At 57.5% G+C, this 20459-nt stretch carries 16 protein-coding genes and 1 pseudogene; 2 read left to right on the top strand and 15 right to left on the bottom strand.

From position 1 onward, the window contains the following. Positions 1 to 18: 18 nt before the first annotated feature. The 7 genes from ACI5FR_RS25485 to ACI5FR_RS25455 all read right to left on the bottom strand — a co-directional run bounded on the left by ACI5FR_RS25485 (position 19) and on the right by ACI5FR_RS25455 (position 10797). A complete protein-coding gene (locus ACI5FR_RS25485) occupies positions 19 to 1713 on the bottom strand; it encodes a polysaccharide deacetylase family protein (RefSeq protein WP_405459645.1) in 1695 nt (564 codons plus the stop codon). Then, entirely contained in the window at positions 1713 to 3461 is a 1749-nt protein-coding gene (locus tag ACI5FR_RS25480; protein WP_405459643.1) for a polysaccharide deacetylase family protein, read from the bottom strand. The genes ACI5FR_RS25485 and ACI5FR_RS25480 overlap by 1 nt, the downstream gene beginning before the upstream one ends. Before the next feature lie 30 nt (positions 3462 to 3491). Then, positions 3492 to 4694: a DegT/DnrJ/EryC1/StrS family aminotransferase gene (locus ACI5FR_RS25475; RefSeq protein ID WP_405459642.1), complete on the bottom strand. Its 1203-nt coding sequence runs from the start codon at positions 4692 to 4694 to the stop codon at positions 3492 to 3494. 38 nt (positions 4695 to 4732) lie between these two features. Further along, positions 4733 to 7237: a glycoside hydrolase family 38 N-terminal domain-containing protein gene (locus ACI5FR_RS25470; RefSeq protein WP_405459641.1), complete on the bottom strand. Its 2505-nt coding sequence runs from the start codon at positions 7235 to 7237 to the stop codon at positions 4733 to 4735. A 74-nt stretch (positions 7238 to 7311) separates the two neighbouring features. Then, positions 7312 to 8895, bottom strand: a complete 1584-nt coding sequence (locus tag ACI5FR_RS25465) for an extracellular solute-binding protein (RefSeq protein ID WP_405459702.1) — start codon at positions 8893 to 8895, stop codon at positions 7312 to 7314. 45 nt (positions 8896 to 8940) lie between these two features. Further along, positions 8941 to 9810: a carbohydrate ABC transporter permease gene (locus ACI5FR_RS25460; RefSeq protein ID WP_405459639.1), complete on the bottom strand. Its 870-nt coding sequence runs from the start codon at positions 9808 to 9810 to the stop codon at positions 8941 to 8943. 15 nt (positions 9811 to 9825) lie between these two features. Further along, a complete protein-coding gene (locus ACI5FR_RS25455; RefSeq protein WP_405459638.1) occupies positions 9826 to 10797 on the bottom strand; it encodes an ABC transporter permease in 972 nt (323 codons plus the stop codon). Between the two features lie 723 nt (positions 10798 to 11520). Here ACI5FR_RS25455 and ACI5FR_RS25450 point away from each other — a divergent pair. Together ACI5FR_RS25450 and ACI5FR_RS25445 are read left to right on the top strand one after the other, a co-directional pair. Continuing rightward, positions 11521 to 11694: pseudogene (locus tag ACI5FR_RS25450) on the top strand (transposase); the annotation flags it as partial. 72 nt (positions 11695 to 11766) lie between these two features. Then, positions 11767 to 12402 (top strand): transposase, encoded by a 636-nt coding sequence (locus ACI5FR_RS25445; protein WP_405459700.1) that lies wholly within the window; start codon positions 11767 to 11769, stop codon positions 12400 to 12402. A gap of 579 nt (positions 12403 to 12981) precedes the next feature. Here ACI5FR_RS25445 and ptsP read toward each other — a convergent pair. From ptsP to aroA, 8 genes are all read right to left on the bottom strand, one after another. Beyond that, positions 12982 to 14682 carry a phosphoenolpyruvate--protein phosphotransferase gene (gene ptsP / locus ACI5FR_RS25440; protein WP_405459636.1) on the bottom strand — a complete coding sequence of 567 codons (1701 nt, stop codon included), beginning with the start codon at positions 14680 to 14682 and terminating at the stop codon, positions 12982 to 12984. Beyond that, positions 14679 to 16580, bottom strand: a complete 1902-nt coding sequence (locus ACI5FR_RS25435) for a glucose PTS transporter subunit IIA (protein ID WP_405459634.1) — start codon at positions 16578 to 16580, stop codon at positions 14679 to 14681. Before ACI5FR_RS25435 ends, ptsP begins: the two co-directional genes overlap by 4 nt. A gap of 120 nt (positions 16581 to 16700) precedes the next feature. Continuing rightward, complete coding sequence (locus ACI5FR_RS25430) at positions 16701 to 17030, bottom strand: spore coat protein (RefSeq protein ID WP_405459632.1); 330 nt, start codon at positions 17028 to 17030, stop codon at positions 16701 to 16703. 16 nt (positions 17031 to 17046) lie between these two features. Then, positions 17047 to 17265 (bottom strand): hypothetical protein, encoded by a 219-nt coding sequence (locus ACI5FR_RS25425; RefSeq protein WP_405459631.1) that lies wholly within the window; start codon positions 17263 to 17265, stop codon positions 17047 to 17049. 16 nt (positions 17266 to 17281) lie between these two features. Further along, positions 17282 to 17704: a hypothetical protein gene (locus tag ACI5FR_RS25420; RefSeq protein ID WP_405459630.1), complete on the bottom strand. Its 423-nt coding sequence runs from the start codon at positions 17702 to 17704 to the stop codon at positions 17282 to 17284. A gap of 148 nt (positions 17705 to 17852) precedes the next feature. Then, positions 17853 to 18284, bottom strand: a complete 432-nt coding sequence (locus ACI5FR_RS25415) for a CoA-binding protein (protein WP_405459628.1) — start codon at positions 18282 to 18284, stop codon at positions 17853 to 17855. 23 nt (positions 18285 to 18307) lie between these two features. Continuing rightward, positions 18308 to 19108 (bottom strand): C39 family peptidase, encoded by an 801-nt coding sequence (locus ACI5FR_RS25410; RefSeq protein WP_405459627.1) that lies wholly within the window; start codon positions 19106 to 19108, stop codon positions 18308 to 18310. A 25-nt stretch (positions 19109 to 19133) separates the two neighbouring features. After that, the gene (gene aroA, locus ACI5FR_RS25405) at positions 19134 to 20426 is read right to left on the bottom strand and encodes a 3-phosphoshikimate 1-carboxyvinyltransferase (protein ID WP_405459625.1); all 1293 of its coding nucleotides are present in this window, start codon (positions 20424 to 20426) and stop codon (positions 19134 to 19136) included. Positions 20427 to 20459 lie beyond the last annotated feature (33 nt).

Raw genomic sequence — 20459 nt, 5'->3', positions numbered from 1 at the left:
TGAACGTTCACCTCTTGATCATAATAATTGCCGGCGGCACCGTACGCCGAACCGGTATTCGGTAGGTCCGCCGACCGTAGTCTCCTCGGAACAGGGAATCCAAACGATCGCCCCGCTCGGCACGGAAGCGGGCAAGTCTACAGCGACGACGCCATCCGCGCCCATCCCGGTTATGCGGACTTTCCGTCGGGCGCGCTCCCAATCGTTAATTTGCTGCCCGGTCCAGAAGACGAAACCCAACTGCCGCGCCGTCTCCGCATACTTCCGCAGGAAATCGCGAATGGCGGGCTTCCGATGAATGTGAATCTGGTGGAATACGAAATGCGCGACGCCCCGCACGTGAGCCGCTTGCTCCAGAAGAGGCCGGATGATGCTAGGGTCGCATTGCAGGAAATCGCCATAATGAAAGCCGATCTGCAGCACGTCATAGAACCGGTTCTGCTCGTCCGACCAGGCGATCGGGAAGTAAGGCTGCGCCGTGGCGTACAGGAAGCCGACACTGCCTTTCTTGCTGTTCCCGCGGGACTGTTCGGAGGCGATCCCGTTCGCCTCGCACCAGCGGAACAGCTCGCCCCACCCTTCCACGCGGGTGAGGTGGTTCTTGTTGGAGACGATCCCGGGCAAGTCGGCCGATGCCTTCATGGCTTCGGCCTGCTCGCGGAATGCCGTCTCCGACCACGTGCCGCCGTCCACCGGGACGGCGTTGTAATGCAGCGCCAGCTCGTGCCCCTGCGCCTGGATGCGCTGATACAGCGCTGGGCTGTACCACGGCGCCATCATGCACCATGTGGCGGGGACGCTGCATTCCTCCAGCAGCTCGAGCGTCGTCGTGCCTTCCTCGTCCTGCGTATGGTCGCTGTCGAGCGACAGTAGCGCCACATGCGAGACGCCTTCCGGCCAATCCCCGAGGAACGGAAGCGTGAACCCGCGCTCGAGCGCCGTCTGCAGCAAATGCGAGACGAGGACTTCCTTCCATAGATCTGCGTACGGGTGGGCAAAGTAGGGCTCGCCCGCCTCCGTAATCCGCCGGTCGAGCGTCCAGTCCTGCTCCGCGACGTCGTCGGCCTTCAGGACGCCGTCATTCACGGCGGCGCTGCCGTCGGGCGCGGGGACGCCGTCTTCGAGCACCGGCCGCGTGCCCTGCTGCAGGCCGACGAGCGTCGCCGGCACGGCGACGGCCCAGCGATCGAGCCGCCCCCGGCCGATCGCGAAGCGCTGCAGCGCGGGCCCGGCGGTCTCGCCGTCCGGGCCCGCGCGGCGCAGCTCGCCGACCGCCTCCCCGGCGGCGTCGGCTTCGGGACGGGCGCGCCACGGCTCGGCGCCCAAGAAGCGGAGCGGGCGGTCCGCCGTGTACCGCCCGTCAGGCAACAGCGCGTAGCCGGGGCCGGTCCCCCCGGCTCGCATGCAGCCGAGCTTGGCCGCGAACGCGTTCAAGCCGCCGTAGGCGATGAGCGTGCCGCCTTGCTCGGCGTACGCCCACAGCCGGCCCGCGGTCTCCCGGTCGGAGTCCGCCGCCGCGATCAAAAGGTCGGGGCGCGCTTGCACGGCTTCGGCGGCCGTTTCGTACAGCTCGAACGTCAACCCGGCACGCCCCAACCATTCGGTGATGGACCGCTCGAACACATTCAGGCCGAGCGCCCATCGCTTCTCGCAATACGCGGCGTCGAGCAGCACGCCTAACCGGCCCAGCTTCAGATCGGCATTCGGGTTCATCAGCCTCGTCCTCCCAAGCGCACCTGCTGTTTTCGGCAAGGCACGCCGTATTTTAGAACGATTCCATCCAACTCCGCTTCTTTAGCCGATACAGGGACCCAGACAACCGCGTCATAATCGGTTCCCCCGCTCCAGGTAGCGTCCTCCCTACTATCGACGGCCATCACAACCGATTCCGCATCCAGACCGGACACGTTCAAAGCCCGGCGAGCCCGCTCCCAGTCGTTGATCTCTTCGCACGTCCAGAAGACATAGTTGCGCTTCCGGGCCTCTTCAGCAAGATAGCGCATCGAGCGGCGAACTTCTTCCCGGTTGTGAATATGGACTTGATGGTACAGAAAGTGCGCCACGCCTTCGACCTTCCGGACTTCGTCCAGGAACGGCACGATCACGCTGCTGTCCGACCACTTGCCGATGTCGAGGTCCTGCGTGAGAAACCCGATTTCAAGCACGTCGTAGGTGCGGTTGCGCTCATCGGCCCAGGCGATCGGGAAATAAGGGTGGGATGTGCCGTAGATGAAGCCCACGTTCCCTTTCTTGCTCGGGCCGCGTGTCTGATCGGACGCGATCCGGTTCGTCTCGCACCAGCGGAACAGCTCGCCCCAGCCTTCGAAGCGGGTCAAATGGTTTTTGTTGGAGGCAATCCGGTCCTGTCCGGTCGCGCTCCGGAGCCACTCGGCCTGCCGGGCGAATTCCTCGCCGTCCCAGAAGCCGTTGTCCGCTTCCACGGCGTTATAGTGGAACGCCAGCTCATGCCCGGCCGCGACGATCTGCTCGTACATCTCGGCCGAATAGCCGGACTCGAGCATGCACCAGGTCGAGTGGATGCCGCAATCGGCCAGCGTCTGCAGCGTCGAGGCGGCATGGACGTCCTGGTTGCCGTCGCTGTCGTGCGAGACGAGGGCGACTTGCTCCATGCCGTCTGGCCAATAGCCGACGAAGGGCAGCGAGAGCCCGAGCTCCGCCGCCGAGCGAACGAGGTGGCCGACGAACACTTCGCGCCACAAGTCCGCGTACGGGTGGGCGAAGTAAGGCGCCCCCGTCTCCGTGTGCAGCCGGTCCCACGTCCAGTTCAGCTCGACGACGTCGTCGGCCTTCAGCACGCCGTCATCGACCGCAGCCGTGCCGTCCGGCGCCGGAACGCCGTCCTCGAACACGGGGCCCCCGCCCTGCTGCAGCCCGACGATCGTGCCGGGCACATCGACCGCCCAGCGGTCGAGGCGCCCTCGCCCGATCGCGAAGCGCTGCAGCGCCGGGCCGAGCCGCGGCCCGTCAGGCCGGCCGTCGGCCATGTCGCCGACGCTCTCCGCTGCCGGAGCGTCCGCCGCCGACGCCGCCTCTACTTGCAGGCGTACCCAAGGGAAAGCCTGCAAGTAGCGCAGCGGCCGGTCCGCGCCGAGTGCCTCCGGCAGCCGTGCATAGCCGGTGCCCGCCGTCTCGCCGCGGACGTAGCCGAGGCGCGGCGCGAGCGCGTTCAGGCCGCCGCAGGCGATCAGGCGGCCTCCTTCGGCGGCGTATGCCCACAACCGATCGGCTGCGGCGCGCGTGTCCGGCGCTACCGCGACGAGCAGCAGGTCATACGCCGCGCCCGGCGCGTCCAACTCCTCCATGGAGTGAAGGATCGAATACGGGATGCCCCGATGCCCGAGCAGCTCCAGCACATACTGCTCGAAGACGTTCAGGCGGAATTGCCAACGGCGCTCCATCGTCGCCCGATCGAGCAATACCCCTATTTTTGCCAGCTTCATCCTTGTCTCCTCCTAGCGGACGGAGCATGCCTATAGGCTCGCTCCGATCACTTTGGTTAAGGCCCGCACAATATCGTCCATGTCCGACTCGCTGCCGAGCAGCACGTTCTGATGCAGCCAGAGCCCTTCCTGCTCGGCGAAACGCTCGCTGACCGGACAGCTCGTCTCGCGGCGCTCGCCCGTCCATTTTTCAATCTCGTTCAAGACGGCTTTGTTCTTATTCAGCGTAATGTAACCCGGGAGCAGCGGAATGCCTTCCGCATTCATCTGGCGGATGAACGTGTCCTTCGTTATTTTCCCTTCGACCGCCTCCATGTCCAAAGCGAACATAAACATATGGTGGGCATGCTTGGTGACCCGGGAATCCAGCTGCAGTGTCCGCAAGCCGGGAATTTCGCGTACGCGCTCATTCAGCAGCCGCGCGTTGCGGTCACGCAGCTCCCGCTGCGCGTCATATCGCGTCAGCTGCGCGAGCAGAATCGCCGCCTGGAACTCCGTCATCCGCAAGTTCCAGCCAATGTGCTCGTGCTGGTACCAGGCGCCGTTCCGGACGCGCCCGACGTTGGCGAGCGACCAGGCCATATCGGCCAGCGCCTCGTCGTTCGTCAGCAGGATGCCGCCTTCGCCCGACGTGACGTTTTTGCCGGACTGGAAGCTGAACGACCCAAAATCGCCAAGCGCGCCTACGGAGTGCCCGTCCCACGCTGCTCCGACGCCTTGCGCCGCATCCTCGATCAGACGCAGCCCGTGCTTGTCGGCGATTTCCTTCAGCCGGTTCATATTCGCGGGCGCTCCCGCGATATGAACGGCGATGATTGCTTTCGTCCGCGGCGTGATGGCCGCTTCGACCAGCTCGGGATCGAGCAGCATCGAGTTCGGTTCGACGTCGACGAACACCGGGATCGCGCCGAACAGCAGCGCGCACGACGCCGTCGCGATGAACGTGTAGGGCGGCATGATCACTTCGTCGCCAGGACGGACGCCGCTAGCCTGCAGCGCGATCGTCAAGCCGATCGTACCGTTCACGACCGTTACTGCATGCTTCGCTACATGCATAGCGGAGAACTGAGCTTCGAACTCCGGCAGCTTGTTGCGGTTGGATCCGCCCCACTTGCCGGAGCGGACGACCTCCAGAACGAGCCGTTCCTCCTCTTCCCCGAATATCGGCCAGGCGGGAAACGGCTCCGTTCGGACCGGCGTTCCGCCATGGATAGCTAACTGTTGCAAGCTCACTTGCTCTCTCCCCCTTATATCGACTCCTAGATCGACTCCTAGATCGACTCCATTAACGTATCTTCCACGATCGCCCTCGATCCTACATTTACACGGAACGTCTTAACCTCGAAGCCCTCCAAGCGAACCGGCTTCTCAATGCCAAGCAGCGGAATGGACAAAACCGTCTCGCGCGCCTCACCGGTAGGCTCGAACAGCCGAACGATGTAGCTCTCTCCTTCACCGCCAGCCGCGCCGGTATCTTGCGACACAGCTTGCTTGAACGCCGCCACTTGCACGACGCGATCGCTCAGCGAGACAAGCGGCTGCGGCGACTCGCCGGCTCCCGATGGGAAGTACGACAAAATATATGGCTTCTCGTTGTAGCCAAGCGCCTCGCGATCGATATCCTCGAGCCGCTGTTGCGCTGGCCCCGCCTGGAACCAGAACGAATACGAGCGGCTGCCCTGATCGATGCGGCTCGAATAGCGGTCGTTCGGCATCGTGTGCTTCATCTTTCCGCCCGGAAGCGCGGAATACCCCGGCGATCGAAGCAGCGTCAGCCGGAATTCTCCGTCCGACATATCCGAGCCGTAGATGCCGTCATTTACGCACGTCAGAGCGGTCTCCTCGCCTACCGCGGCAACCCATTTCTGCGTGACAACCTCGCGGCCGTTCGTAGGCAGCATTTCCACGCCATACGCTACTTGGCCGTGATATGCCGCCTCTTTCCATATCGTCGGCACGGCGAGCTTCAGCATTTTACGGGTTTCGTTCCAATTCACTTGCACGTCAACGCGGACATCCGAGCCATGTTTAGGCAACGCATACCGCTGCACCAAAGTGGAGCTGCCATATTCCATCACCGCTTCGATGACGGTACGGACTTCCCCGTCTTCGATGACGCGTACGGATGGGATCGGTTTGCCGCGGACACCCGACATCCGAGAACCCCGGGCTTTTGTCATCAGCTTGAACGCGCCGATCCGCTTAGGGAAGCTTTGCACTTGGCTGCCCCAGGCGTCATCGTTGTCTTCCATGACGATCGGCTGCATCGCCCCTGGCGCCAGTACGGCAACGCCGTCCAACGTCCACTCGTCGATGAGCCCCGTAGCCGTATTTACCACGATTTTCAGCCGGCCGTTATGGAACACCAGCTTCCCGTCTTCTGCCTGCAATGCCGGCTTCGGCTTCTCGTCCAAGAACCGCACCGTGCAGTCGAACCGGTTGAGCTGCCCGGGCTCGAGCTCCGCGTAAAAGACGACCCGCTTGCGCCAATCGATGTACAAGTTGCTGAGCTCCTTCTCGACTTGGCAAGGCACAGGCTCCCCGTTACGATGCATGACGATATCCGCATATTGGCCCTTGGAAGACTTGGGCAGCTGGAACTCGCACTCGAACAATCCTTTCACCTTGTACGGATGCGGATTGTAGACGAATACGGGCACTTCGCCTTCTTCTGCCTGGCGTTCGCCCGCGGTCAAGGCGAAGAACGCCCTTGAGCGGAGACGGGCCAATATTTCCCGGCCGTGATCCATCAGCCGCAGCGCGTAATCTTCGACGGGCTGTACCGAAGAGCCGGGCAGCAAATCGTGGAACTGCGCGATCAGCAAATCCTGCTGCGCTTCCGTAATCGCCTGCGCGGGATAAGGGACCAAGCCGGCGAGAGCGGCATGCGACATCATTTTCTCCGTCAGGAACAGCTCGTTCTCGAGCTTCCGGTGCTTCTGTTTGATCCGGATTTGCGACGTATAGCAGCCGACCGCCCATGGATTCAAATCCCCTTCGTGGGAGGGCAGCTCCGCGTCTGACTCGCGCAGTTCCCTGAAGTACGCCTCAGGCGTGGAGTGCGTAAGGACATGACTCGTCGTCTGTTCCTTCAGCTCCTGGAGATTCGACAAGTCAACGCGCGACGGACCGCCACCGTGATTGCCGATGCCCCATAGCAGCATGCCGGTTTGGCGATCGGGATGGTCGTTCAGCCAATCCTGTACTTTCAGGTGTGCTTTTCCTTTTCCCGACAAGTAAGCTTTGTACGCCCGATGGACGATGACCGACGAGCCGTCATATCCGATCCAGTTCACGTCTTCCGCAGGAAGCGGACAGTCGTTGTCGCCGGGACGGCAGACGATATACGAGTCGAAGCCGGCCTTCGCCATCAGCTGCACAAGCCCGCGCGTATGGCCGAACGGGTCGAAGTTTATCGCCGTCGTCGGCTTCACCCCGAATTTCTCCGCGAAGTATTGCCGCCCGACGAGCATGTGCCGGACGAACGACTCCCCGCTCGGCATATTGCAATCCGGCTGCAAATACCAGCCGCCCATGATATGCCATTTCCCATCCCGCACAAGCTTCTGAATGCGCGCGAACAAGGCAGGATCGTATTCCTCGATCCACTGGTACAGAATTACCTCGTTGTGGTTGAATACGAACCCGTCGAACTCCTCGCAGAACTGCGCCGCGATTCGGAACGTCGACAACGCCTCCCCCGCACCCTCCTCGATCTCCCATAGCCACGCCGGATCGAGATGGGCATTGCAAATCAGATGCAGCTTCCTCTCCACACTATAACCCTCCCTTAAGGTCGCCTGAACGGAAAACCCCCGATGAAGCATCGGGGGCGCCCAGGCATGACTGCTTATTTCTTCTGAGTGGATTTGTACCAGTCGGTCGCTTCCTTGATCAACTGATCGCCGCCGCGTTTCTTCCAATCTGCTACGAAATCGTTGAATTTGTCAACAGACTCTTTGCCTGTGATGACTTTGGAGGCGAACTCCAGCCACAGTCCGTCATATTTCAGTTCTGGACGCGCTTGGAGGGTTGGCAGACTCGGCATGCCCAATCCGTCGTTTTTCGCCCCTTCGGCTTGCGCGACCTTCAGCGCTGCCAAAATTTTGTCGCCGCCCGGCTTATTCTTGATGTACTCCTCGTCGGTCAGGTATTTCTTCGGACCCGTGAAGGCCAACCAGCCTTGGTGCATGAATTCGGCGCCGGTCTCTTCTGCCGTCTTCGGATAGTTGTACTTGATTTTGCCGTTCTCTACCGTGTAGTCCGTGCCTTCAAGGCCGTACAGCAAGAAGTTGTCCTTGTCCTTGTTGTCCGGGTTGTAGTACCAGTCGAGGAACTTGATAACCTCGGCCGCATTTTTCGTATTCTTCGGAAGGGTCCAGACGTAGTCGGACACGGAGGAGCCGATTTCGTCCACGGCGCCCGGCTTGCCGCTTGGGCCAACCGGCGAAGAGATGACGGCTACTTTGGCGTTCGGATCGCCCGCTTGCACGTCCGACTGCCACTTGTCCGGATAGGTCGCGGCGTGTGCCCACATGCCGGCTACGGCAGAGCCCTTGATTTTAGCGTCCCAGTCTTTTCCAGCCATGACGAGGAACTCGTTGTCTAGCAGCTTTTCTTCGTACAGCTTGCGGTACGTTTTCAGAGCGTCTACCATTTCGGGACGGATGAAGTTCGGTACGAGCTGGTCGTTTTGATATTTCCACAAGCTTGGAATGACATCGTACGCCCCGAAGAATGCGTTGCCGAACGAGAATTTCGAGCGCGCCGTGAATGGAATTTCGTCGTTTTTGCCATTGCCGTTCGGATCTTTTTCCTTGAACGCTTTTAGGACCGTAATATACTCATCTACCGTTTTAGGCGCTTTCAAACCCAGCTTGTCCAGCCAGTCTTGACGAATGTAAGTGACCGTACCGTTGCGGATCGGGTTTTCTTGCGGGATTCCATAGATTTTGCCGTCCTTGCTCACCCGAGCCGAATCCCAGGACTCTTGAGGGACGTATTTTTTCAAGTTGGGGCCGTATTTATCGATCAGTTCGTTCAGAGGCATCAGATTGCCGGAATCGACGGCCGGCGCTACCTCCGGGGTGTTGATGCCTTTCGTTTGAAGCAGGTCGGGCATTTCGCCGCTGGCGAACATAAGCGTGATGGTTTGCGAGTAGTTTTCATGCGGAATGAGCTGCAGCTCCAGATCGGTGTTGGACAATTGCTCCAGCTTGGTCACGTACTTGTCGCTGTTGATATCGCGTGAACCGGTTACGTACGCCAAGTTGCCGGTGCCTAACGCGACCTTGATTTTCGCAGGGGCAGCGGGAGTGCTGGAGCCGCCCGAGCCATTCGACGGCGACGTGCCGCCTTCATCCTTGGAGGCGCAGCCTGCCAAGGCGGAACCGACAAGCACCGTGCTCAGCAAGACGGAAAACGTTTTCTTCATCTTCACTTGAAACCCTCTCCTTTTTCATGTTGTCTTTTATATAATTTACCCTTTAACGGAACCTAGCATCGAGCCTTTGACAAAATGCTTCTGGATCCAGGGATAAATCACGAGAATCGGAAGTGTGGCGAACATGATCGACGCCATCTTGATCCCTTCCACCGACTGCATGGAGGCGACCGTATTCTGCATCATCGACTCGACGTCGCTCTCTACGATAAGCTGCCGCAGCTTGACCTGCAGCGGATGCAGCGCCGGATTACGAACATACATCATAGCGGCGAAATAACTGTTCCAATGACCAACCGCATAGAAAAGACCGATCGTGAGCAGTGACGGTTTCGAAAGCGGCACCACGATTTGCAGCAACGTGCGGTACTCGCCGCAGCCGTCGATTTTGGCGGAATCGAGCAAACCGTCCGGGATATTCCGGAAGAACGAGATCATAATAATCATGTTGAACGCGCTGATCGCGCCCGGGAGAACCAACGCCCAGATGCTGTTGAGCAGCCCAAGCGATTTGACCAGCAAATATGTCGGGATGAGAGGCGCTTGAAAAATCATCGTGAACAGGACGAGCAGCAAGATGAATGAGCGTCCTTTAAGGTCGCTTTTCGAAAGCCCGTATGCCATCAAGCACGTCATCGCCAAGTTGATCCCCGTACCCAGGACGGTAATCAGCACCGTAGTGCCGAACGATCTCCAGATGGATGGATCCGTGAAGACGACCGCATAGTTGGACAATGTGAAATCGACGGGCCACAAGCTGACTCTACCTTCGAGCAAAGCCCGGTTGCCGCTGAACGAGCCGGACAAAATATGAAGGAACGGAACGAGCATCGAGATGCTGAACAGCGTCAGAAAGGCGTAGTTGAATACTAGAAACGAGCGTCGGGAACTTGCCGGTTTAATCATGAGCGTTCCCCCCCCTTAATAGATCGAGTTGCCGGTTGTCCGGCGACTGATGAAGTTGGCCCCTACGAGCAGCACGAAACCGATGACCGATTTGAACAGCCCGATTGCTGTCGTATAGCTATACTGTCCGCCCAACAGCCCGATTCGGTAAATGTAAGTGTCGAACACTTCACCGGTTTCCGTCACCAGCGGGTTCAGGAAAATGTAGATTTGCTCGAAGCCGAGGTCCAAAATGTTCCCGATTCGCAGCAGCAAGAGCACCATGATGGTAGGCAGAATGCTGGGAAGCGTGATGCTGAACACTTGCCGGAGCTTGCCGGCTCCGTCGACCTCCGCGGCCTCGTACAAGTCCGGATTAATGCCGGTCAAGGCCGCCAAGTAGATGATCGTACTCCATCCGATCTCTTTCCACAAGCCGGAGGAGACGATAATCGTCCGGAAGTAGCTTGGCTCCTGCATGAAGAAGATCGGCTCGCCGCCGAACCATTCGATCACATCGTTTACGAGCCCTGCGCTAGGCGACAAGAAATTGATGACCAAACCCCCGACGATAACCCACGATAAGAAGTGAGGCAAATACAGGATTGTCTGGACCGTGCGTTTGAACACCGCCTTCCCGACCTCATTCAGCAGCAGTGCCAAGAGAATAGGGGCCGGAAAGCCAAATACAAGCTGGTATAAGCTGATGAGCAAGGTGTTTCTGAAAATGCGGTAAAACTCCGGATAGGCGAACAAGTTTTCGAAATGCTTAAATCCCACAAACTTACTGCCGAACACCCCGTCGAAAATGTTGTAGTTCTGAAAAGCGATGACGCTTCCCCCAAGCGGAATATACTTAAAAATGACGAAGAAGAGCAGTCCTGGCAGGATCATCGAGTAAATCGGCCAATGTTTCACAAAATAATTACGCTTCTTCGGTACCGCTAGGGAGGGCGCCGGCTTCCTGTTAGCGGCGGTCCGGCTTGCCGCGGATGGTTGAGCGGCCATCATACATCCCCTCCTGCTGTCAAATGGCTTGTCCTGTATGGGTGAATCAATCTTATGCTTTTATGATACCGACTCCCTGATGACGCTTACATGTGATTTTTTGTGAAAGCTTGTTATTCCTTTACCCGATCTTCATAATCAGATGTGTTCCCTTCCCCAGAACCCACTCCAATACTGCGGAACCTTTCCCGCTTCCCCACTGTGTCCACTCCGCACTCACTGAACCCCGAACTGCTTTCTCTGCAATCCCGCTACACTCCCTCCGTACCCTTTCTGAATCCGCTTCATCCCAGCTACACTCGCTCCGTACCCTCTCTGAACCCCACTTCACCCCAGCTGCATTTTCCCCACCTTCTATTTAACCCTACAAACAGCGCCGACCCCGGCAACCTCTCGGCTCCCTTTCCATATTCTGAACCCACTCGTACCGACTCCGATCCACTCTTCAACTACTCTTGCACGGATACAGACGCGTATACACCGAGTTGCCTTTTCTCTAGTACCATTACCTTGAGTACCCTTCGCTACTGTATCATTCCACAAGAGCCCCTCGAGGTAGACTTCCCCTCCACAAAGGCACCATTCGCCCCTTATGGGCACTATCCCCTTGACTCAGGAATCAAGCTTGTCATTAGGTTTGGTTTACCCGAGCTCTGGACAAGAGAACAAATGTTTGGTAAAATCAAAATGCAAACATACGTTCTATTTGGCTGGTGATTTCGAATGATTCCGAGTTCGATAATTGATGAGTTTGATCGATCATTTCCAACGGAGCAGGCCTGCTTGGAACAGTTATTTCAAACTAAGTGGCCCGAAGGGTATGCTTGTCCTCGATGCGGTCATGGACATGCCTATTTGATGACTTCTCGCAGGCTGCCGCTATATGAGTGCCGGCAGTGTAGTTATCAGGCTTCCCTGCTTACAGATACCGTGATGGAAGGGAGTCGTACCGATCTCCGGAAGTGGTTCTTGGCCATCTGGTTACTCTCACGATCCGAATGCGGCACCACTGCAGCTGCGCTGAGCGAGATCATCGGCGTTACATATAAGACGGCTTGGCTGATGCTGCACAAAATCCGTCACGCAATAAGCGAATCTGAGGATGACCGTCTATTGTCCGGTATCGTTCGAGTGAATCCCGCCTGTTACGGGCGACCCCATAATCCTTCTGTTTTTCGGCACCCCCAGGAGCACCCGTTCCTCGTTGGTTCCTCGGTGGATGAACAAGGCAGCCCTCTACAAATTAAGCTCGTACTGCTCAATGTCCACCAACATATGAACGAGTCTAAGGGGATTCTTCGCTCCGGCATTCAATTTTTCACAAATCGGCATATCGATCCTCAAGCACATGATTTGGAGTTTGTGAAAAACCAATACGCCCGAAACCGAATTCGAGCGCTCCTGGAAGTAGCCCGTGCTGCCTGCCGATGGATCAATACGACTTTTCACAGTCTGGGCCGCAAACATCTTCAAGCCTACTTGAACGAATTTGGCTACCGGTTCAACCAATCTCTTCTCGACCAGCCTCCATTTTTGTCTTTGCTCACCCATTGTGCTTCCTCCAAGAAGATTCGTTATGCCGATCTGACAACAGCCGCTGCTTAACCATTCACATAAGATTACACTATGAATTAGTTGTTATTTGCTCATCTTCTCTTTCGGAGTCCTTTCGCGCATGTCTGTTTATTGTTATCCGAATTCAATCACCTTCGATCCCATTTCCTGAGCCGAGGGGATAATGGCCATAAGGGGGCGGGCCCCCCCACTCTCTCGGGCCCTGGGAGTTTTATGCATCTCAAGGTCGTTTGCTGATTCGGTGTCCCCTTGTGCATGTCTTGTCTGTTGTTATCCGAATTCAGTCACCTTCGATCCCATTTCCTGAGCCGTGGGGATAATGGCCATAAGGGGGCGAGACCCCCACTCTCTCGGGCCCTGGGAGTTTTTTATGCATCTCAAGGTCGTTTGCTGATTCGGTGTCCCCTTGGGCATGTCTTGTCTGTTGGCATTCGAATCCAATCACCTTCGATCCCATTTTCTGAGCCGAGGGGATATTGGCCATAAGAGGCGCGCCACCCCACTCTCTCGGAGCCCTGGGAGATTTATGCAAATACAGAAAACCGCCCGATTGAACACAATCGGACGGTTCGCAAACTTGTAAAACATGGCTACCCGAATCAAATCCCGCTACTCCTTGCCATGCAGCAGTGCACGGATCTCCTCGCTTGTACGGCAAGCGAGCACTTGATTCAACAGCTCGCGGCAGTGCTGCTCGGTTGTTTCGATCAGCCGGTTTTTGACCGGCAAGATCGAGTGGGCCGACATGCTCAGGTCGTGTACGCCGAGGCCGAGCCAGATCGGCAGCGCATGCACATCGCCGGCCAGCTCGCCGCACACACCGACGGTGATGCCGCTGGCCCGGGCAGCTTCGACGATATGTTTCAGGAGCCGGATGACAGCCGGATGGTATGGATTGTACAGGTGAGCGATTTGCTCGTTCATTCGGTCTACCGCCAGCACGTACTGGACGAGATCATTCGTCCCGATGCTGAAGAACTGGACCTCCTGCGCGAGCAGATCGGCGATAGCCGCAGCGGCCGGGACTTCGATCATGATGCCGACGTCGATCGACTCCCGGAACGGCACATTCGCCTCGCGCAGCTCGCGCTTGGCCAGCTCCAGCACTTCATTCGCCCGGCGCAGCTCTTCGACCGAAGAGATCATCGGGTACATGATCTTCACATCGCCGTAGCAGCCTGCCCGCAGAATCGCTTTGAGCTGCGTCTTGAACATGTCACGGCGGTCTAGCAGGATGCGGATCGCCCGATACCCGAGCGCCGGGTTGTCCTCCTCAGGCAGCGGCAAATAATCGAGCTGCTTGTCTCCGCCGATGTCCAGTGTCCGAATGATGAGCGATTTGCCGTTCAGCTGTTCCGCCACTTGGCGGTACACCTCGAACTGCTCGTCTTCCCGAGGCAGATGATGCCGGTCCATATACAGAAATTCCGTCCTGAACAACCCGACGCCGGAAGCACCGTAGCTGAGCGCGAGCTCCAAGTCTTTCAGGGAACTTATATTCGCTCCCAGCCGAACGGAACGTCCGTCCAAGGTCACGGGAGGCAGGCCGATGATGCGCTGCAGCTTTTGCCGATACTCGAGCCATGTGCGCTTTTTGGCCCGGTAGAGCTCAATCGTGACATCGTCCGGCTGCAAATGAATGATCCCCTCGTCTCCGTCGACGATGATCAAGTCTCCGGTCTGGGATGGGCATTCCACGCCGAATATGAAGGGGATGCCCATCGCTCGGGCCATGATCGCCGTGTGCGAGGTCGTCCCTCCCAGCTGCGTAATGATGCCGAGGAGCTGCGTCGGATCCAGATGAGCGAGCTGGGATGGGGTCAATTCCCTCGCAACGACGATAAACGGTTGATCCTGCGGCGGCTGCGACGCTTCGCCCGAACCGAGCAAATGCTTGAGCAGCCGCGTACCGACGTCCTTGATATCGATCGCGCGATCTTTCATATACTCGTCGTCCAGCAAGTCGAACATCCCTACGAATTTATCGACGACTTCCTTGACCGCCACCTCGGCCGCCTTATACTGCCTTTGGATAATCCCGGACACTTCGTTCATAAAGACGGGATCGTCCAGAATGGCGAGGTGCGCGTCAAAAATATTCGATTCTTCCGCACCGAGCACCTCGGCGATGTCGTGTTTGATCGTTTGAATCTCGGTTTTGGACAGCCGGATGCCTTCGTACAGCTTTTCGAACTCAAAGGCCAGATCGTTCACGTCGATGACGTCATCCGGAAGCTCCCACTCCCAGTCGGGCATGACGAATGCTTTGCCGATCGCAATGCCGGATGACGCTCCATTGCCTTTTATCATTTCGTCTCGTCCCCCCCTGCAGCGTCTTCTTTCATGATGACCGACATGACCGACGCTTGTCCCTTTTTCACATGCTTGAACGGCGCGAATGTCAAGGATTTGACGATGTCCATGTTCGTAATGACCATCGGCGTGGCGAGCGACTTCGCTTGCTTTTTGATTTTCTGCAAATCAAACTTGATCAGCAGCTGCCCCGGCACGACGTTGTCCCCGACCTGCACCACCGCCTGAAACCATTTTCCCGTCAAATGAGACGTATCGATGCCGATGTGGAGCAGCACCTCCAGCCCGTCTTCAGTCTTCAAGCCAATCGCATGCATCGTCGGGTACAGAATCACGACTGTTCCCGCTACAGGCGCTACAAGTTCACCCCGCTCCGGAAAAAATGCAACCCCATTGCCCACCAGCTTTTGCGCGAATATGGCGTCCGGCACGTCCTCGATCGGAATCATGTTGCCCTGCACGGGCGCATGGAAATGCACATTACGAATGTCTTTGTGCAGCACCTTCACGATCTGCTCCCGGATCAGCTCCGAGAACGTGCCGAACACGACCTGGACGTTACCTCCGCCTAACCGGATGACTCCGGCGGCGCCCAAATGCTTCAAGGCGTTCGTGTCCATAATCTTGTCGCTCACTAATGTAAGCCGGAGCCTCGTGATGCAGGCCTCGATCTGCACGACGTTGTTCTTCCCGCCCAACGCCTGCAGGATGAGAGGGGCCCGGTAGCGTATATCTCCCGCCCATTCTTCCAGCTGCGACCCTTCCTCCCGGCCGGGAGTCGGGATGCGGAAGCGGCGGATCGCCCACCGGAACACGATATAATACACGAGGCCGAACACCAGTCCGATCGGGATCAACAAGAGGCCGTTGCGGGATAAATGCTCGTTGATGATATATTCGATCACACCCGCCGAGAAGGAAAAGCCGTGATGGATGTCCAGCATGTAGGCAAGCCACATGGCCACTCCGGATAAAAGCGCATGGACGACGAACAAATAAGGGGCCACGAACAAAAACGCGAACTCGATCGGTTCGGTCACCCCGGTGAGAAACGAAGTAAGCGCCGCCGTCATGAAGGTCGCCTTCACCTGCGGCTTCAAATCTTCCCGCGCCTCATGGATGATGGCAAACGCTATAGCGGGCAAAGCAAACATCATGATCGGGTACAGCCCTGCCATGAATATCCCTGCCTGTGGGTCGCCCGCGAAAAACCGCGGCAAATCCCCATACAGCACCGTACCGTTATCGAGCGGATACGAGCCGACCTGGAACCAGACGACGTTGTTCAAGATGTGATGGAGCCCGGACGGGACGAGCAGCCGATATGCCACCCCGTATACGAATGTGCCCCACGCCCCGTGCGACAAAATCCAGTCGCCGAACCGGTCCATCACGGCTTGAGCGGACGGACCGATCTGAATCGTGATGTAGGAGAAAAGGATCGATACGAAACACATGAACAGCGGCACGAACCTCGGACCGCCGAAGAACTGAATGTATTCCGGAAGCTGGATCGTCTTGAAGCGGTGATACGAAAGCGCCGCCATGACTCCGATGACGATGCCCCCGGCCACCCCCATCTCGAACATCGAGCCGGTGAAATATTGCGTCGCCGTTACGAAGATGAAATACCCGAGCAACGCTGACAGAGCGGCGATGCCGGCGTTTTGCGTTAATCCGAGTGCGACTCCGATAGAAAATAAAAACGGCAAATATGTAAAAATGGCATTGCCCGAAAATACGAGGATGTCCCCGAACTGGCCCATTTTCAATGCATCCCAAGGCAAATTGCCCAGGAACAGCAAAATGGCCGCTGCCGGCAACGCAATGGTGGGAATCATTAGCGACCGGCCGAACTGCTGCAAATTGCCCATCCAATTCCAATTGATATTCATGGGCGTTAACTACCTCCAACCATAATGAAGCAATCTTCTTCCACTGTACTGGCTTCCCCTCATTTTGTCAAAAGAGAAGCGCCTTGAATCAGGCGATTCAAGGCGCTTGCCGGGTGCGAGTCAGCTGCCGCTCGGAAACTGAGTTTTGTACCCGTTGAACTGCGTGTAGGCTTGGCTGATCTCCTGTTGATCGGCCGCCTTCATCTTGTACCAGCCTTTTTGGAACATCAGATCGAACAGCTCGTATTGCGACTGATGAACATCGTTCAGGATCGTCTGCACCGTCTGATGCAGCTGCGGATTTTGGGCTTCGTTCAGCCCGGTATTGTAGCCGTAAGTCAAGTATTTCGCATAAGAGAGAATGTCGTTGACCCAGTCCCGGTCGTTCATCTCCGGCCCTTTGACTTGCGGCAGCTGGCCCGTTTGCGGCATTGCAATTGTTGTAGCCATCGTCACACCTCCCGAGTTACTGTAAATGAGTTAGAAGCTGATTGTAGTGCTGCACGTGCTTCTGCCCACATTGCCGGAGTTTGTTCTGGATCTGCACGTCGGTGCAGGCGTTCGCGGCATCTTCACACTTCTTGACCGCAAGCAGCTCCCAGGACAAAAAGTCCTTGACGTAGTTCAGCTCCTTGTCCGTCAGCATATTCCGGTTCGGCGTTGTGTTGGCCATATTTTGCTGCATCGTCTCAAGTCCCCCTCTACCGGCTGCCGTAAGTTCCGAACGATGACGCGATTCGCGATGACAATTCGTTCTTTTTCCGGTTCATCATTGTGCTCTGGAACGAATTCTGGATCGCGTTTTGGAACGAGCTTTGGAACGACTGTTGGTACGGTTGTGTTTGCTGATAAGATTGTTGCTGCTGGAATGGTTGTTGTTGCTGGAAAGATTGCTGGAATGTTTGCTGAATCGGCTGCTGGAAGGTTTGCTGGATCGGCTGGTGGAAAGATTGTTGAATGGGTTGCTGGATCGGTTGCTGGAAAGATTGCTGAATGGATTGCTGGATGAAACTTGTCGGAATAGGTTGCTCTCCGGCACGGCGCCCACCCTTATACTGCGACGGTACATACCCGACAGGCTGATAGCTGCTCTGGGTCCCACGGTTTGTCATTCCGCTATTCATCGAATAAGGCCTCCTAAACAAAAAGAAAGTCTTCGGGCCATAAGCATCGCCTTCTTCAAGACGTGCTCGTCGTCCAAAGCCTTTCTTAGTGTTCACGCGCCGTTCGGGAAATATGGCTGGAACCTGTTTACACCTATCGAAGATCCGCTTACTTTTTCGGCAGCAGAATCGAGTCCTCTACCTTGATGCAGCGGTCCATAATGACTTGAATGCCTTGCTCCGCTACGACTTGACCGGCTTCTTCGTTCACGATGCCCTGTTGGAGCCAAAACGCCTTGGGCTTGTGTTTCATTCGCACCGTCTCCTCCGCGATCGGACCGATGTCTTCGCTGCGCCGGAACACGTCGACAATGTCGACCGGCTCTTCGATCTCGGTAAGCGATCCATATACCTTCTCGCCCAAAATCGGCCCGTTGGCGTTCGGATTGACCGGAATAATGCGATAGCCCTTCGCCTGCATCGCCTCCGACACCATATACGAGGTACGGTCCGGCTTATCCGACAAGCCGACTACCGCGATTGTACGAGTGTTCATTAACAGCTGCTTGATGGCTTCCCGAGAAGGATTTTCGAATGCCATATTTACGTTCCCGCCTTTCCGGATCATTGATAAGATAATGCCTGCTTGCCCATCGCTTCCCACACTTGGATAAATGCAGCCTTATTGATCGGCGTGCTCTTCTTGCCGCTGAGCGGATCGTTCACGTATACGTTCGTGTCGTCGTACCCGACCAGCAACACCGCATGCTCCATAAACGTCGTTACGACTTTGCCTTGCTTCGTCTCCCACTCCACCCACTGCGACGGTACCGCGTAATCAATCGTCGTCCAGACGACGGATGGGATCCCGGCTGCCAGCTGTTGCTCCAACGCTTCGAAGGAGCCTCCGGTCAAGTCGATCGCGCTCGGCACATAATGCTTCAACAGCTCCATTAGCGGACCGTGGAAAATGCCGAACCCTTTGCCCTTCGCCGTAATCTCCCCGACAAATCCGACGTTCGGATTTCCCCACGATTGGATGCCGGTAGCGGACCACACGATGGGCGTCGGATCCTTCTTCATTTCGGGAACGAGCTCCATCTTGCCTTTATTCACTCCGGCGAATTGCAGGAGCATCGTCAGGCTCGTGACCTCACAGCCGGACGGAAGCTCCGGCAGCTGCCTGACGAGCGGCGCGTCGATAAGGACGGACTGCGGCTTCGGCGGCGGGAGCGTCGGCTGCGGAGCCGGGGTGGCGATCGTCGCCGGAAGCGGCGCGAGAGGTGCCGACTGAGCGAACCACTCCAAGTCCTTCCCTGATATTTTGGCATAGAGCAGTACACTGAATACGCCGCTCGAGAATAAAAGGCCCGCTATGAGCAGCAATGTGAACGAATACTTCGTAACGTTCCACACATGAACCATTTAGGCATCACTCGATCTTTTGATATTAAGGACGCAGCTCCACATTGGCGCCGATCGACCGCAAGTGATCGAAGTATTGCGGATACGATTTGGCTACATGGTGGGCGTCGCGAATCGTAAGCCCTTGCTTCGAGCGCAAGCCGACAACCGTGAGCGCCATGATGACGCGGTGATCGTAGTGCGCGTCGATCTCCACGCCGCCTTCCACGCCTTCGGGTCGGCCGTGTACGATAATCTCGCTCTGGCGCTCTTCCACGTTGGCTCCGGCTTTGCGCAGTTCGTTCAAGTAGTCGGTAATGCGGTCGCATTCCTTGTACCGCAAGTTCTCGACATTGTAGAAGCGGGAAGTGCCCTCCGCGAATACGGCGGCGGCCACCATCGCCAACACTCCGTCGGTGAAATGATCGCCGTCGAATTCCCCGGCCTTCAGCCGGCTGTTGCCCTTGACATGCACGACGCCGTTCTCATGCGTGAGCGGCACTTGCATCGCCTTCAGCACGTCGACTACCGCTCGCTCGCCTTGCTTGCTGTTCTCCTCGAGACGAAGCACCCGGACGTCGGAGTTCGTGACCGACGCGGCGGCGAGGATGGCGGCCGAGCCCGGATAGTCGCCCTGGACGACGTATTCCTTGGCCGCGTAGCGCTGACGGCCCGGTACGCGGAAATGCATCAAGTCGTCCGCGGCCTCGACCTGAATGCCGGCTTGGCGCATCACTTCCAGCGTCTGCCCCACGACGACCTTCGACTTCAGGTCATGCAGCACTTCGATCTCGCTGTCCTCGTCCAGCAATGGCGTCATAAACAGCAGGGAGCTCAAGTATTGCGAGCTGACCGAGCCGGACACTTGAATGCGCCCGCCCTTCGGCTGCCCGCCACGGATCGTAATCGGCAACCGGCCGCCCCTGTGCTCGACTTGAACGTTCATTTGCTGCAGCGCCGCTATCAAGTCGTCATGAGGCCGCTTCCCGAGGGAATCCGGGTACGTGTTCACGAACGTCACTTCGGGACAGAAAGCGGCCGTGGACATCAGGAACCGCAGCACTGCGCCGGCATTGCCTACGTTCAGCTCCTTCACCGGGCGCGGGTGACGCCCGAAGCCTTTAATAATGATGCGCTCCTCGTTCTCGTCGAGCTCGGCGCCGAGATCGCGGATACAGCGGCGCATCGCGTCGCTGTCTTCGCTATGGGCCGGGTATTGGATCGTGCTCGTCCCTTCCGCAAGCGCCCCGATCAGCATGTAACGGGTTGTATAGTTTTTGGAGGATAGGGCGTTAATTTCCCCTTGTAATGTCGGTGTAGGCTGAACGATGGCTTTCATGGCTGGAATCCCTCTCTCTGTTCATGGTCATGC

Source organism: Paenibacillus sp. HJGM_3, assembly GCF_045062745.1.
In the GTDB taxonomy this organism is placed as follows: domain Bacteria; phylum Bacillota; class Bacilli; order Paenibacillales; family NBRC-103111; genus Paenibacillus_AA.
This window is presented reverse-complemented; position numbering and strand designations above follow the sequence as displayed.